General features: G+C 62.9%; 14 protein-coding genes. 10 read left to right on the forward strand and 4 right to left on the reverse strand.

Features of this window, described 5'->3' with window-relative positions; all coding sequences use genetic code 11:
- The first annotated feature begins 114 nt into the window (after positions 1-114).
- Positions 115-573 carry a cytochrome c gene (locus CWR53_RS01795; RefSeq protein ID WP_100852572.1) on the forward strand — a complete coding sequence of 153 codons (459 nt, stop codon included), beginning with the start codon at positions 115-117 and terminating at the stop codon, positions 571-573.
- A 49-nt stretch (positions 574-622) separates the two neighbouring features.
- Here the strand turns inward: CWR53_RS01795 and CWR53_RS01800 are convergent, their stop codons facing one another.
- From CWR53_RS01800 to CWR53_RS01815, 4 genes are all read right to left on the reverse strand, one after another.
- Complete coding sequence (locus tag CWR53_RS01800; RefSeq protein WP_100850659.1) at positions 623-1,015, reverse strand: DUF1090 domain-containing protein; 393 nt, start codon at positions 1,013-1,015, stop codon at positions 623-625.
- Positions 1,016-1,152: 137 nt separating this feature from the next.
- Positions 1,153-2,850 carry an NAD-dependent DNA ligase LigB gene (gene ligB / locus CWR53_RS01805; protein WP_100850660.1) on the reverse strand — a complete coding sequence of 566 codons (1,698 nt, stop codon included), beginning with the start codon at positions 2,848-2,850 and terminating at the stop codon, positions 1,153-1,155.
- A gap of 143 nt (positions 2,851-2,993) precedes the next feature.
- A complete protein-coding gene (gene metK / locus CWR53_RS01810; protein ID WP_023532964.1) occupies positions 2,994-4,184 on the reverse strand; it encodes a methionine adenosyltransferase in 1,191 nt (396 codons plus the stop codon).
- Positions 4,185-4,202: 18 nt separating this feature from the next.
- Positions 4,203-5,195, reverse strand: a complete 993-nt coding sequence (locus CWR53_RS01815) for a metalloregulator ArsR/SmtB family transcription factor (protein WP_100850661.1) — start codon at positions 5,193-5,195, stop codon at positions 4,203-4,205.
- 227 nt (positions 5,196-5,422) lie between these two features.
- Between CWR53_RS01815 and tkt the strand changes: the two genes are divergently transcribed.
- The 9 genes from tkt to CWR53_RS01860 all read left to right on the forward strand — a co-directional run bounded on the left by tkt (position 5,423) and on the right by CWR53_RS01860 (position 14,887).
- Positions 5,423-7,420, forward strand: coding sequence for a transketolase (tkt, locus tag CWR53_RS01820; protein ID WP_100850662.1), 1,998 nt, complete (start codon positions 5,423-5,425; stop codon positions 7,418-7,420).
- 184 nt (positions 7,421-7,604) lie between these two features.
- On the forward strand, positions 7,605-8,666 hold the full coding sequence (epd, locus tag CWR53_RS01825) for an erythrose-4-phosphate dehydrogenase (protein WP_100850663.1): 1,062 nt from the start codon (positions 7,605-7,607) through the stop codon (positions 8,664-8,666).
- Positions 8,667-8,678: 12 nt separating this feature from the next.
- Positions 8,679-9,842, forward strand: coding sequence for a phosphoglycerate kinase (locus CWR53_RS01830; protein ID WP_058604037.1), 1,164 nt, complete (start codon positions 8,679-8,681; stop codon positions 9,840-9,842).
- Positions 9,842-10,093 carry a hypothetical protein gene (locus CWR53_RS01835; RefSeq protein WP_058604036.1) on the forward strand — a complete coding sequence of 84 codons (252 nt, stop codon included), beginning with the start codon at positions 9,842-9,844 and terminating at the stop codon, positions 10,091-10,093. Before CWR53_RS01830 ends, CWR53_RS01835 begins: the two co-directional genes overlap by 1 nt.
- A 74-nt stretch (positions 10,094-10,167) precedes the next feature.
- The gene (locus CWR53_RS01840) at positions 10,168-10,497 is read left to right on the forward strand and encodes an MliC family protein (protein WP_078477880.1); all 330 of its coding nucleotides are present in this window, start codon (positions 10,168-10,170) and stop codon (positions 10,495-10,497) included.
- 118 nt (positions 10,498-10,615) lie between these two features.
- Entirely contained in the window at positions 10,616-11,680 is a 1,065-nt protein-coding gene (gene fba / locus CWR53_RS01845) for a class II fructose-bisphosphate aldolase (RefSeq protein WP_023533056.1), read from the forward strand.
- A 231-nt stretch (positions 11,681-11,911) separates the two neighbouring features.
- Entirely contained in the window at positions 11,912-14,047 is a 2,136-nt protein-coding gene (locus CWR53_RS01850; RefSeq protein ID WP_058604034.1) for a bifunctional diguanylate cyclase/phosphodiesterase, read from the forward strand.
- Between the two features lie 31 nt (positions 14,048-14,078).
- The gene (locus CWR53_RS01855) at positions 14,079-14,579 is read left to right on the forward strand and encodes a M48 family metallopeptidase (protein ID WP_100850664.1); all 501 of its coding nucleotides are present in this window, start codon (positions 14,079-14,081) and stop codon (positions 14,577-14,579) included.
- Positions 14,580-14,590: 11 nt separating this feature from the next.
- On the forward strand, positions 14,591-14,887 hold the full coding sequence (locus CWR53_RS01860; protein WP_058604032.1) for a helix-turn-helix domain-containing protein: 297 nt from the start codon (positions 14,591-14,593) through the stop codon (positions 14,885-14,887).
- Positions 14,888-14,931 lie beyond the last annotated feature (44 nt).

Raw genomic sequence — 14,931 nt, forward strand, 5'->3', positions numbered from 1 at the left:
TATTCCTGTCATGGACGAACACGCGGTTCACCCCTGTTTTTTATGTGGCTATTGGTCTTTCGCCTTTTGCCAGCGATACTGGCCGGCCCTTTTTTCCAGGCATGGGTAGGCGAGATGTTTAAGCGGTTGGGCGTTGTGGTGCTTGCAGCATTGACCTTGGGCATTGGCCTGACGGGGTGCGGGGGCGTCGACCCCGACTCGCCGCTGGGTAAGCGCAAGGCCATCTTCAAGGACATGCTCACGACAAGCGAGGACCTGGGCGGCATGTTGCGTGGTCGACTGCCGTTCGACGCCGGCCGCTTCGCCCAAGGGGCGCAGACACTGGATACGCTGTCTCACCAACCCTGGCAGCACTTTACGCAGGTGCGTGAAGGCGACAGCAGCGCAGCCCGCCCTGAGGTGTGGCAACGGCAGGCGCGCTTTCAGGACCTGGCCCGGCAATTGGAGGCAGCCACTGGCGAGCTCGTACAAGCGACGCGCCAGCCATCGCTGGACGCTGCGCAATTGAAGGCGCCCATGGACAAAGTCGAAAGCGCATGCCGGGCGTGCCATAGCGAATTTCGTAACCATTGAATGACGAGGCGGGCGGCGGCTGGCCCGTGCGCCGCCTCAGGCGCTGGCCTCAGCGGTCAAGGTCGTCTACCGCGTCCTGCAGTTCCTTGCGGGACTCGGCGAGCTTGTCCTTGCGCTTGTTGATCTTTTCGGCATCGCCTTTCTTCTCGGCCTTTTTCAGGTCCTTCTCTCGCTGGGCCACCTCATGGCGCGCATCGAGCACCTTCTGCTCACGCTCCTTGCGCAGGCTGGCGTCAGTGCAGTTGGCCACGCCACGCAAGGCTTCTTCCAGCCCGGCCGCCTGAGCGGCATTGCCATGCTCACGGGCGATTTTGAGCTGGTTCTCGATCGCGCTGCGCTTGGCGTCGCAACCTGTCAGGCCGGCATCGGGCGCGGCTGCTTGTGCAGTGCCTGCGCCCAGGCCCAAGGCCGCGAGCAGAAAAAGGGGGGAAAAGCGTTTCATGAAAAGCCTCCTGGACGGGGCAGGGCAACGAGAAAATTCTGGATGGAAATCCTGCCTTGGTTTTGGCTATTTAGAAACCCTTGATAAAGCTAGGCCGGTAAATCTCCGGCTTTTCCTACAGTTTTTTTGGTAAATAATCATTGCTCAGGCTGTGGCGGCTGCTCCGAGAACCCGTCTAGAGCCTGCCCGGCCAGATGGGTTGCAATGGCTTGCACCTCGGCGCTGGCGAAGAATCGCACAAGTTCGTCCGCCCGTTTCGAGCCGATGCCAGGCTGGGCTTGCCACTGCGCGCGCGTCTGGGCAACCAGTGTCGGCCAGTCACCGGGCAGCAGCACACCTTTGCCAATGGGTGCTCCAATACCGCGAACCCATTGGGAAAATGGGCGCGAGCGGGCCTGCTCGAAGGCGGCTAGCAATTGGGCTGCCCTCAGGGTGCTGATGCCTGGCACCTGTTGCAGGCGCCCCTCATCGAGCTCCAGCCAGTCGGTCATCGTCGACACCAGGCCTGCCTCGACCAGTCGCCGCCAGGTCCCTGGGCCCATCCCAGGCAGGACCAGGCCCTGTTTGCCGGTCAGCCAGCTGAGGCGGGCGATGAACTGCTCATTGCAGCCTTCTCCAGCACGCCAGCAGCTATGGGCATGGTATTGGTCGACTGCAGGTGCGGTGACGGGCTGGCGCTCGACCGAGTAGTGCACGATCTGCTCGAAACGGGGGATGGTCAGCCCCGCCAGGCTAATGGCTATCTGGTCGCCTGGCCGAACGTCCAATGCCTGCCAGCGTGACAGCGAACCCAGGCTGATACGGGTCACGCGTCGGTCATCGAGGGTGACCGGCTCGAGGTGAACGATGGGGGTAACCTTGCCAGTACGGCCGACCTGGAAGCGTACATCGCGCACCTGTGCCAACTTTCGTGCGTAGGGGTATTTCCAGGCTGCGATCCAGTACGGCGCCTTGGCCTGCCAGCGTTGGGCGGGCGGGCGTTTGCCCTGGCGCAGGATCACCCCGTCGCTGGCAAAAGGTAGCGGCGTGCTGAACCAGTGGTCCCGCCACCGCGCAGCTTCTTCGGGGGTATTGATCGCAACGCTGTAATGCTGACTGTCCGCAAAACCTAACTGGACCAGCTGCGACAGGCGCTCGGTTTGCTGCTCAGGCCCGTTGGGCCAATCCCACACGAACAGACCGATGCGCGCGCCTTGTTCTTCGTCAATGTGGTGGCGAGCAAGCAGGCCGGCGACCGTGCCACGGGCATTGATACTCCCTGCGCTGGCCTGTATGTGGTCCTCAAGGCGCAAGTAGAGCTCGCCTTGAAGCGACAGATCGAGCGGGTGGGGCAGTTGCCGGACAATCCGTTCGAGTTGTGGGATGTGGCGGCTCCAATCGTGCCCCTGGACCCCGTCGCCTCGGCTGATCAACTGGGTCAGCTGGCCTTGGCGGTAGATCAGTGAAACGGCCACGCCATCGACCTTTGGCTGTACCCACAGGTCGGTCTTGCCAGCCATCCAGCCGGCAACACGCTGGAAGTCGGCCAGCTTCTGCACGCCGGTGTGCGGCACGGGATGGACGACTGGGCCACCTGCGCTGGCCAGCGGCGAGGCCTGGGTCGCAAGGCCAACGCAGCGTTGCAGCATGGCCAGGTGATCGCGGCTCTGGTCATACAGCTCATCGGCCACCAGTGCCACGCCGTCACGGTGATAACGCTCGTCCCAGTGCGCGAGCGTGGCGCTCAGTTGGGCGATCTCAGCGTGTGAGCGCGACGGTGTCCAATCCGGGCACGGGTTGGCCCAGGTCGGCGGCAGGTGGAACACCACCATGATCAGCAGCAATACGATTGGCATGGCCCGCTTCCTTGCGTGGCTAAGAATGTGCCGAGCCTATGGGTTTTTCACGGTGTTCGCCTCGGGCGGTTTGTCAGGCGATATGTCACAAAAAAGCCCCTGCCGATTGCTCGGCAGGGGCTTTCGCTCAGCGCTGTAGGAAATTACAGGCCGGCAGCGTCACGCAGCGCTTCAGCGCGGTCGGTGCGTTCCCAGGTGAAGGTGGTGAAGGTATCGTCACCCACTGTCTTTTGTTGCGGGGTGCGGCCGAAGTGGCCGTAGGCAGCGGTTTCCTGGTACATCGGGTGCAGCAGGTCGAGCATGGTGGTGATGGCATATGGACGCAGGTCGAAGCACTCGCGCACCAGCTGGATGATCTTCTCGTCCGACACTTTGCCGGTGCCGAAGGTGTTGATCGAGATGGAAGTCGGCTGGGCCACGCCGATGGCGTACGAGACCTGGATCTCGCAGCGCTCGGCCAGGCCGGCGGCGACGATGTTCTTGGCCACGTAGCGGCCGGCATAGGCGGCGGAACGGTCGACCTTGGACGGGTCCTTGCCCGAGAACGCGCCGCCACCGTGGCGGGCCATGCCGCCGTAGGAGTCGACGATGATCTTGCGACCGGTCAGGCCGCAGTCACCGACCGGGCCGCCGATGATGAAGTTGCCGGTCGGGTTGATGTGGTACTGGGTACCCTTGTGCAGCAGCTCGGCAGGCAGCGTGTGCTTGACGATCAGTTCCATGACCGCTTCCTGCAGGTCTTTCTGCGATACCTCAGGGTTATGCTGGGTGGACAGGACCACCGCATCGATGCCCACGACCTTGCCACCTTCGTAGCGGCAGGTGACCTGCGACTTGGCATCCGGGCGCAGCCAGGGCAGCAGGCCAGACTTGCGTGCTTCGGCCTGGCGTTCGACCAGGCGGTGCGAGAAGCAGATCGGCGCAGGCATCAGCACTTCGGTCTCGTTGCTGGCGTAGCCGAACATCAGGCCCTGGTCACCGGCGCCCTGGTCTTCTGGCTTGGAACGGTCGACGCCCTGGGCGATGTCCACCGACTGCTTGCCGATGATGTTCATCACGGCGCAGGTGGCACCGTCGAAGCCTACGTCCGAGCTGTTGTAGCCGATGTCGATGATGACCTTGCGTACCAGGTCCTCGAGGTCGACCCAGGCCGAGGTGCTCACCTCGCCGGCAATGATCGCCACGCCGGTCTTGACCAGCGTTTCACAGGCGACGCGGGCGTACTTGTCCTGGGCGATGATCGCATCCAGCACGGCGTCCGAAATCTGGTCGGCGATTTTATCCGGATGCCCTTCGGACACGGACTCGGAGGTGAAAAGGGAGTATTCGCTCATCTCGAAGGTTCCTGAAATTTACCGATGGTGTATGTCGCCAGCCGTCCGCTGGAAATGGCGGACCTGGATCTGGAAACCGTTACGCAGGCCTACGTACAGGCTATCCCCGTGGGACAGGCCTGCCGCGTTGGCCCAGCGGGCCAAGTCGTCCTGTTCGAAGCCGAGCCACAGGTCGCCGCAGGCTTCCCGCGCCCACCCCTGGTCATGGCTGCACAACTCGGTGATCAGCAGGCTGCCGCCTGCTTTCACCCGTTTGGCCAGCTGGCACAACGCCAGGGCCGGGTCGCTGAAATGGTGCAGGACCATGTTCAGCACAACGCAGTCAGCGACCACATCCGTTGCACCCAGTGCATCGGCCAACTGCAGGTTCACATTGTCCAACTCTTCGCGCTGACAGACCTGGCGGGCGAGTTCGAGCATGGTCGGGCTGTTGTCCAGCGCCGTGACCTGGGCAAAGCGCCGAGCCAGGTCCGGCAGAAACCCGCCATCGCCGGGGCCGACTTCAAGCGCGCTGGCGCTTGGGTCGAAATGCAGTTTGTCGAGCAGCGCCAGCAGGCTCTCGCGGTATTGCGGCAAGCCTGCGATCAGGTCCTGCTGGGCGCGAAAGCGTTCTTCCACACGCAGGAAGAAGTCCTGGCTGGTTGCTGCGCGGCGCTGCTGCACCTGGGCGATGCGGCCCTGCACCTCAGCGGGCAAGGCCAGGTCATCGACCTCGTCGAGCAACGCGGCGTGCAAGCGTCCGCCCAGGCGCAGGCTATCGGGTAGGGCACGGCGATAGAAAATGGCGTTGCCTTCCCGACGGGTGGCGACCAGGTCGGCCTGGGCCAGCACCTTGAGGTGGTGGCTCATGCCCGACTGACCGATGTCGAAGATCTGCGCCAGCTCCAGCACGCCGAACGAATCGTTGGCCAGGGCGCGCAGTACATTCAGGCGCAACTCGTCGCCACTGGCCTTGCACAGGGCGGCCAGTGCCTCGCGTTGTTCCGGAATTGCTTGCGCACGAAGGTTCATGGTGCGGGAGTCTAGACAGGCATCGTTGCCCTAGCAAGTTCTATATCAAAAAGTTTTGATATTGCAGGCCTGCTACCCAGTCGCCCTGGCCCTGGCGTTGCCATTGCGCCCGATGCTCGGACTAATGCACGCCGCCTGCTGCTTAAATGTTTGCCCCAAGCGCCCCAGTGGGCGAAAATGGACGCCTTTTCGTAATACCACCTATTCAAGCCCCCAGGAGATCAGCGATGCCCAGCCGTCGTGAACGTGCCAACGCCATTCGTGCCCTTAGCATGGATGCCGTGCAAAAGGCCAACAGCGGCCACCCCGGTGCCCCCATGGGCATGGCGGATATCGCCGAAGTTCTTTGGCGCGACTACCTCAAGCACAACCCGAGCAACCCGGCATTTCCCGATCGCGACCGCTTCGTGCTGTCCAACGGCCACGGCTCGATGCTCATCTACTCGCTGCTGCACCTGACTGGCTACGACTTGTCGATCGACGACCTCAAGGGCTTCCGTCAACTGCACAGCCGTACCCCTGGCCACCCGGAGCACGGTTACACCCCCGGGGTGGAAACCACCACCGGCCCGCTCGGCCAAGGCATCGCCAACGCCGTGGGCTTCGCCCTGGCCGAAAAGGTCATGGCGGCCCAGTTCAACCGTGACGGCCACACCATCGTCGACCACAACACCTACGTGTTCCTGGGCGATGGCTGCATGATGGAAGGCATCTCCCACGAAGTGGCCTCGCTGGCCGGCACCCTGGGGCTGAACAAGCTGGTCGCCTTCTACGACGACAACGGCATTTCCATCGACGGTGAAGTGCATGGCTGGTTCACCGACAATACCCCGGCGCGCTTCGAAGCCTACAACTGGCAGGTGATCCGCAACGTCAACGGCCACGACGCCGAAGAGATCAAGACGGCCATCGAGACCGCCCGCAAGAGCGACCGTCCGACCCTGATCTGCTGCAAGACCACCATCGGCTTCGGTTCGCCGAACAAGCAGGGCAAGGAAGAGTCCCACGGCGCGCCGCTGGGCAACGACGAAATTGCCCTGACCCGTCAGGCATTGGGCTGGAACCACGGTCCGTTCGAAATCCCTGCCGACATCTATGCCGAGTGGGACGCCAAGCAAGCCGGTGCCAAGGCCGAAGCCGAGTGGAACCAGCGTTTCGAGGCCTACGCCCAGGCTCATCCGGAGCTGGCCGCAGAGTTCAAGCGCCGCATGGCCGGTGACCTGCCTGCCGATTTCAGCGAAAAGGCCCAGGCCTACATCGAGGAAGTGGCGGCCAAGGGCGAAACCATCGCCAGCCGCAAGGCCAGCCAGAATGCCCTGAACGCCTATGGCCCGATGTTGCCTGAATTCCTTGGCGGCTCGGCGGATCTGGCCGGTTCCAACCTGACCCTGTGGAAGGGTTGCAAGGGTGTGGAAGCCGGCGACGCCAGCGGTAACTACGTGTTCTACGGCGTACGTGAGTTCGGCATGACCGCCATCATGAACGGCGTGGCACTGCACGGCGGTCTGGTGCCTTACGGCGCGACTTTCCTGATGTTCATGGAATATGCCCGCAATGCCGTGCGCATGTCGGCGTTGATGAAACAGCGCGTTATCCACGTCTACACCCACGACTCCATTGGCCTGGGCGAAGACGGCCCGACCCACCAGCCGATCGAGCAGCTGACCAGCCTGCGCACCACGCCGAACCTGGACACCTGGCGCCCGGCAGATGCCGTGGAGTCGGCCGTGGCCTGGAAGAACGCCCTGGAGCGCAGGGATGGCCCATCGGCGCTGATCTTCTCGCGCCAGAACCTGCAGCACCAGGCGCGCGATGCGCAGCAGCTCGCTGCCATCAGCCGTGGCGGCTACGTGCTCAAGGATTGCGCGGGCGAGCCTGAGCTGATCCTGATCGCCACCGGCTCGGAAGTGGGCCTGGCCGTTCAGGCCTACGACAAGCTGACCGAGCAGGGCCGCAACGTGCGCGTGGTGTCCATGCCGTCGACCAGCGTGTTCGATGCCCAGGATGCTGCCTACAAGCATTCGGTGCTGCCGTTGGAAGTCAGCGCCCGTATCGCCATCGAAGCGGCCCATGCCGACTTCTGGTACAAGTACGTCGGCCTCGAAGGCCGCGTCATCGGCATGACCACCTACGGTGAGTCGGCGCCGGCTTCGGCACTGTTCGAAGAATTCGGCTTCACCCTGGAGAACATCCTGGGTACCGCCGAAGAGCTGCTGGAAGACTGATGTATCAGGGAGGGCAGGATGCCCTCCTGGTCGTGCGAGGGGAGGGCGTCGCCCTCCATCGCGCCATGAGGCCGCTCCCACAGGTACTACCCTGCCAGCAACGGCGTGGTACCTGTGGAAGCGGCCTTGTGCCGCGATAGGCCGCCATGCGGCCTCGAAGCCATCACGCTTAGCGAGTCAACGAATGTTCCACTTGCGTCCCTATAAAGTTGCACTCAACGGTTACGGCCGTATCGGCCGCTGTGTTCTGCGCGCGCTGTTCGAGCGGGGCAGCAGGGCCGATTTCGAGATCGTCGCGCTCAACGACCTGGCCGACCAGGCCAGCCTGGAATACCTCACCCGCTTCGACTCCACCCACGGGCGCTTTCCCGGCGAGGTCAAGGTCGATGGCGATTGCCTGCATATCAATGGCGATTGCGTGAAGGTGATGCGCAGCGCCACGCCCGAAGGCATCGACTGGGCAGCCCTGGACGTGGACCTGGTCCTGGAGTGTTCCGGGGCCTACAACACCCGTGCCGATGGCCAGCGCTTTCTGGAGGCGGGTGCGCCACGGGTGCTGTTTTCCCAGCCCATGGCCAGCGAGGCCGATGTCGATGCCACGGTGGTGTACGGCATCAACCAAGACTGCCTGACCGGCACTGAGCGCCTGGTCTCCAATGCTTCGTGCACCACCAACTGCGGTGTACCGCTGCTGAGGGTGCTGGATCAGGCATTTGGCATCGACTACGTACAGATCACCACCATTCACTCGGCCATGAACGATCAGCCGGTGATCGACGCCTATCACCATGAAGACCTGCGCCGTACCCGTTCGGCGTTCCAGTCGGTGATTCCGGTGTCCACCGGGCTTGCGCGCGGCATCGAGCGCCTGCTCCCGGAACTTGCCGGGCGAATCCAGGCCAAAGCGGTACGCGTGCCGACGGTCAACGTCTCGTGCCTGGACATCACCTTGCAGACCGCTCGCGACACCACCGCAGCCGAGGTCAACAGGGTGCTGCGCGAGGCCGCGCTGACCGGGCCGCTCAAAGGCCTGCTGGCCTATACCGAGCTGCCCCACGCCAGTTGTGATTTCAACCACGACCCGCATTCGGCCATCGTCGATGCCAGCCAGACCCGTGTATCAGGCCCGCGCCTGGTCAACCTGCTGGCCTGGTTCGACAACGAATGGGGGTTTGCAAACCGTATGCTCGACGTCGCCGGACATTTTCTGCACGTCGTCCACCCAAACCGCAACAAACAGCCCTGAAGGACCGCATTCATGACCGTGTTGAAGATGACCGACCTCGACCTGCAAGGTAAGCGCGTATTGATTCGCGAAGACCTGAACGTGCCTGTCAAGGACGGTGTGGTGACCAGCGATGCGCGCATCCAGGCGGCGCTGCCGACCATCAAGCTGGCCTTGGAAAAGGGCGCGGCGGTGATGGTCTGCTCGCACCTGGGCCGCCCCACCGAAGGTGAATTCTCTGCCGAAAACAGCCTCAAGCCGGTTGCCCAGTACCTGAGCCAGGCGCTGGGCCGCGACGTACCACTGGTGGGTGACTACCTCGATGGCGTCGAGATCAAGGCCGGCGAGCTGGTGCTGTTCGAGAACGTGCGCTTCAACAAGGGCGAGAAGAAGAACGCCGATGAGCTGGCCCAGCAGTACGCGGCATTGTGCGACGTGTTCGTGATGGACGCCTTCGGCACGGCGCACCGCGCCGAGGGTTCTACCCATGGCGTTGCCAAGTTCGCCAAGGTCGCGGCGGCTGGCCCATTGCTGGCAGCTGAGCTGGATGCCCTGGGCAAGGCGCTGAAGGCCCCGGCCAAGCCAATGGCCGCCATCGTTGCCGGTTCCAAGGTTTCCACCAAGCTGGACGTGCTCAACAGCCTGAGCTCGGTATGCGATCAGCTGATCGTCGGTGGCGGTATCGCCAACACCTTCCTGGCGGCTGCCGGGCACCCAGTCGGTAAGTCGCTGTACGAGCCTGATCTGGTCGAAACGGCCAAGGCCATTGCCGCCAAGGTCAGCGTGCCGCTGCCTGTCGATGTGGTGGTTGCCAAGGCCTTTGCCGAAGACGCCGAAGCCACCGTCAAGGCCATTGCCGATGTCGCTGCCGACGACATGATCCTGGACATCGGCCCGCAGACCGCCGCCCAGTTCGCCGACTTGCTCAAGTCCTCCAAGACCATCCTGTGGAATGGCCCGGTCGGCGTATTCGAGTTCGATCAGTTCGGCAATGGCACCCAGGTGCTGGCCAAGGCGATCGCCGACAGCGCCGCGTTCTCCATTGCCGGTGGCGGTGATACCCTGGCGGCCATCGACAAATATGGCGTCAGCCAGGATATCTCCTACATTTCTACCGGTGGCGGCGCCTTCCTCGAGTTCGTCGAAGGCAAAGTCCTGCCAGCGGTGGCCATGCTCGAAGAGCGGGCCAAAGCCTGATGAACACGGCGCCTGGCAAAAGGAGTGGCCTGGTGGCCAAGCAGTTGCCTGTGTTGCTGCTGGCCGGGCTGCTGAGCGCCTGCGCCGGCAGCCCGGATGCCCAGGACGACCCGGCGCAACCGCCCAAGGGCGGGTGCTATCAGTCCGAATGGCAAGCCGAAACCGTGCCGGTGATCAGCAAGCGCGTAGGCCCGGAAGGCCTGGAAAAGTACGACGAAGAGCACCAGCGCAAGGCGCCAGGCTGCCCTTGATCGGGCCGCCGGCAACCTGCAGGCCGGTTTGTGGTCTTGGAGAAGGGCCGTGTGCTGCCCATCGAGGTAATTGAATGAAAGCGCTCTTGGCCGTAATGGCCCTGGCGACACTGGCAGGATGTTCACTGCTGCAACCGGCGCACACCGCGCCGGCGGACAACTGGACCCGCTGGGTCTGCGACACCCAGGCCGAAGTGCTGTGGCGGTTTGCCGACCCGCAGCGGGACCAGGTCGACGTGCGTCTTGGTGGCGGCGACCAGGTGTATCGGCTCAAGGCCGAGCCCGGCGCATCCGGCGCGCTGTACAGCGACGGCATGCTGGCGTTCCACACCCAGGGTGAGGAAGGCCTGGTGTACTGGGTGGCGACCAACGATCTGATAGGGCGGGGCTGCAAGGCACCGTGACTGGCCGGGCCGCTAGGCTCTGTGTGAAAAGCCTAGGTGGCCCACACTACTTGAACAGCAACCGCCCCTGCGGCAGGCTTGCACGAAACAACGACGCTTGTCGGGAGAGAGATACACAATGGCACTCATTAGCATGCGCCAGATGCTGGACCACGCCGCCGAGTTCGGTTACGGCGTACCGGCTTTCAACGTCAACAACCTTGAGCAGATGCGCGCCATCATGGAAGCGGCTGACAAGACCGACTCCCCTGTGATCGTCCAGGCCTCGGCCGGTGCGCGCAAGTATGCGGGTGCGCCGTTCCTGCGCCACCTGATCCTGGCGGCCATCGAAGAATTCCCGCATATCCCGGTGTGCATGCACCAGGATCACGGCACCAGCCCGGATGTCTGCCAGCGTTCCATCCAGCTGGGCTTCAGCTCGGTCATGATGGACGGCTCGCTCGGCGAAGACGGCAAGACCCCGACCGACTACGAATACAACGTGCGCGTCACCCAGCAGACCGTTGCCATGGCCCATGCCTGTGGTGTGTCGGTAGAAGGTGAACTGGGTTGCCTGGGCTCGCTGGAAACCGGCATGGCCGGTGAAGAAGACGGTATCGGTGCCGAAGGCGTGCTCGACCACAGCCAGATGCTGACCGACCCTGAAGAAGCGGCCGACTTCGTCAAGAAGACCCAGGTCGATGCCCTGGCCATCGCCATCGGCACCAGCCACGGCGCGTACAAGTTCACCAAGCCGCCTACCGGTGACGTGCTGGCCATCGACCGCATCAAGGAAATCCACAAGCGCATCCCCGACACCCACCTGGTGATGCACGGCTCTTCCTCGGTACCGCAGGAGTGGCTGGCGATCATCAACCAGTATGGCGGCGACATCAAGGAAACCTACGGTGTGCCGGTCGAGGAAATCGTCGAAGGCATCAAGTACGGCGTGCGCAAGGTCAACATCGACACCGACCTGCGTCTGGCGTCCACCGGTGCCATCCGTCGTCACATGGCCATGAACCCAAGCGAGTTCGACCCGCGCAAGTTCTTCGCTGAAACCGTAAAAGCCATGCGCGACGTGTGCATCGCCCGTTACGAAGCATTCGGCACTGCCGGCCATGCCTCGAAGATCAAGCCGATCTCCCTGGAAGGTATGTTCCAGCGCTATGCCAAAGGCGAGTTGGCTGCAAAGGTCAACTAAGCCATCCGGCCTCCAAAAAACCCGCAGCGATGCGGGTTTTTCGTTTCTGGCAGTGGCTGCGAAACCGATCTGCCGTTGCGTGTCACAGAATGTCAGCGAAACCGCTATCGGTCGGCTACCTTCAGTCAGTGACTGATGGTTTTGGCGTGTGATGCGTGCTATCAGCTCATGCCTGGGGTAAAACTGGATCCAACGGCCAGTTTGTAGTCGGTCATATAACAGAGATGCAGCATGGATGGCGCTCACCTTCAACTCATGCCACAGGATGGCAGCTCGGTGCTTCTGGTAGTCGACGATTACCCGGAGAACCTCATCAGTATGCAAGCCTTGTTGTCGCGCCAGGATTGGCAGGTGCTGACGGCAAGTTCGGGCCGAGAAGCCCTGAGCGCATTGTTGGAAAACGATGTCGACCTGGTTTTACTCGATGTGCATATGCCCGAGATGGACGGCTTCGAAGTCGCTCGTCTGATGCGTGGCAGCCAGCGAACCCGGCTTACGCCCATCATTTTCCTGACAGCCAACGAGCAGTCCCAGGCCGCCGTGTTGAAAGGCTATGCCAACGGCGCCGTGGACTACATGTTCAAGCCGTTCGACCCGCAGATTCTCAAGCCCAAGGTTCAGGCCCTGCTCGACCAGCAGCGCAATCGGCGGCGTTTGCAGGCGCTGACCCGTGAACTCGACGAAGCCCGCGCCTTCAATGCATCCATTCTGGACAATGCGGCCGAGGGTATTGTGGTGGTGGATGCAGGCGGCATCATCCGCTTCGCCAACCCGGCTGTCTGTTCCCTGCTGGCAACGCCTATCGAACTGTTGCAGAACGTCGACCTGCTGGGGCTGTTGCAGCTGAGCACGCCGAGTACGTGGCAGGATTCGGCGTTCTACCAAAGCTACCTGGCCAGGCGCATCTACCGCGTGCACGACGCCCAATTGCGTCGCCCGAGCGGCGAGCTGCTGCCGGTGGCCCTGTCCTGTGCGCCCCTGCCTGCCGAGCAGCAGGCGATGGTGGTGACCGTGCTGGACATGTCGGCGGTGCACAACCTGCACCAACAGCTCGAATACCAGGCCATTACCGACCCACTCACCGGCCTGCTTAACCGCCGTGGGTTCTACCAGGCGGCCGAAGGGGCATTGCTGCGCAATGAGCGCTCGGACCGGGCGCAGGCCTTGATGTACATGGACCTGGATGGCTTCAAGCGTATCAACGATTCCCTTGGCCACGATGCCGGTGACCGGGTTTTGCGCTGGGTGGCCGAGCAGCTCAAGGATTGTCTGGGCAGTGAAGCCCTGCTGGCACGCATGGGCGGAGACGAATTCACCGCGCTGTTCGACGGCTTGCCCTATGCCGAGCAAGCCGGGCGCTACGCCGAGCGGCTGCTCGAGCGCATTGCCATCAGCCATCAGATCGATGGACTGGACGTATGCCTGGGCGTGAGCATCGGCATCGCCACCTACCCCGACTGCGGTGGCAACGTCGAAGGCTTGCTGCGCGCAGCCGACGCGGCCATGTACGCTGCCAAGCAGGCAGGGCGCCAGCAGTATCGCTTCTACGACCAGGAGCTCAATGGCCGCGCCCGTTCCCGCCTGATGCTCGAAGACGGCGTGCGTACGGCCATCGAGCAGCAGGATTTCACCTTGGTGTATCAGCCGCAAGTGGCCTTCGCCGATGGTCGCCTGCGCGGCTTCGAAGCCCTGCTACGCTGGCAGCACCCCAGTGTTGGCGATGTGCCGCCAGGCCTGTTCATTCCCCTGCTTGAGGAAGCGCGGCTGATCAACCGTCTGGCCGGCTGGATCTACGGACAGAGTGCTGCCCAGCGCCAGGCCTGGTACCAACGCTTTGCGACCGACATCGTGTTGGGCATCAGCCTGAGCCGGGCCCAGTTCGTCTCGCCAAGCCTGGTCGAGGAGCTGCAACGGGTCATCCAGCGCTATGGCCTGCAGCCAGCGCACCTGGAAGTGGAAGTGGCTGAAACCTCGCTCATGTACAACATCGATGCGGCGGTCAAGCAGGTCGACCGGTTGCGCGCGCTGGGTGTACGGGTGGCGCTGGACGATTTCGGCGCCGGTGACTGCTCACTGCGTATGCTGCGCGATTTGCCCATCGATACCCTGAAACTCGATCGCCACCTGGTGGCGCGCCTGCCGGACGCGTCGGCCGATGCGGCGCTGGCACGCAGCGTCATCGGGCTGTGTGCCGATTACGGGATCACCGTGATTGCCGAGGGCGTGGAAACCCAGGCCCAGGCTCAATGGCTCAAAGCCGCAGGCTGCCAATACGTTCAGGGCTTCTTGGTAGCGCACCCTATGACAGCTGCCGATGCCGGCAACTTCCCGGCAATTTTCCCCTGGCCTGCCCCGCCAGCGGGTTAGAATTGCCGCTCGTTACGCCGACTGTACTGCCATGACCGTCTTACGCTACCTGCAAGCTTACCCACCGCACCTGCAACAACAGGTGCGGCAGATGATCGACAGCGACCGCCTTGGCGAATACCTGCACAAGCGCTACCCAGAGCGCCACGAGGTACAAAGCGACAAGGCCTTGTACGGCTACGCCCAGGAACTGCGCCAGCGTTTTCTGCGCAGTGCACCGCCACTGGACAAGGTGCTGTTCGACAGCCGGCTGGACCTGACCCACCGGGCGCTGGGCCTGAACACTGCCGTCTCTCGCGTGCAGGGCGGCAAACTCAAGGCCAAGAAGGAAATCCGCATCGCCTCGCTGTTCAAGGAGGCTGCGCCGCAGTTTCTGCGCATGATCGTGGTGCATGAGTTGGCCCACTTGCGCGAGCGTGACCACAACAAGGCGTTCTACCAGCTCTGTCAGCACATGGAGCCGGACTACCATCAACTGGAATTCGACCTGCGCGTCTACCTGATCTATCGGGAGTTGCCGGGTAACGCTTGAGGACCCGCAGCATGGAAGTAAGCAAGACCAAGAGCAGTTTCTACCGCCGTCTTTATGTCGCCTGGCTGATCGACAGCCAGGCCGCTACCAGCGTGCCTGCGCTGATGGAGGCTACGGGCATGCCCCGGCGCACGGCCCAGGACACCCTTGCAGCGCTGGCCGATCTGGACATCGTCTGCACCTTCGAGCAGCAAGAAGGCGCGCGCAATCACGCAGGCCATTACCGCATACAGGACTGGGGAGCCATCGACCGGCAGTGGATCGAGCGTCACCTGAGTCAAATACGCAAGGTACTGGGTTATCCCTGACCTTTACCCCTTAAGGCAACTGCAATAAAAACCGTAGGTTCGGC

Source organism: Pseudomonas sp. SGAir0191 (assembly GCF_002812565.2).
GTDB classification, from domain to species: domain Bacteria; phylum Pseudomonadota; class Gammaproteobacteria; order Pseudomonadales; family Pseudomonadaceae; genus Aquipseudomonas; species Aquipseudomonas parafulva_B.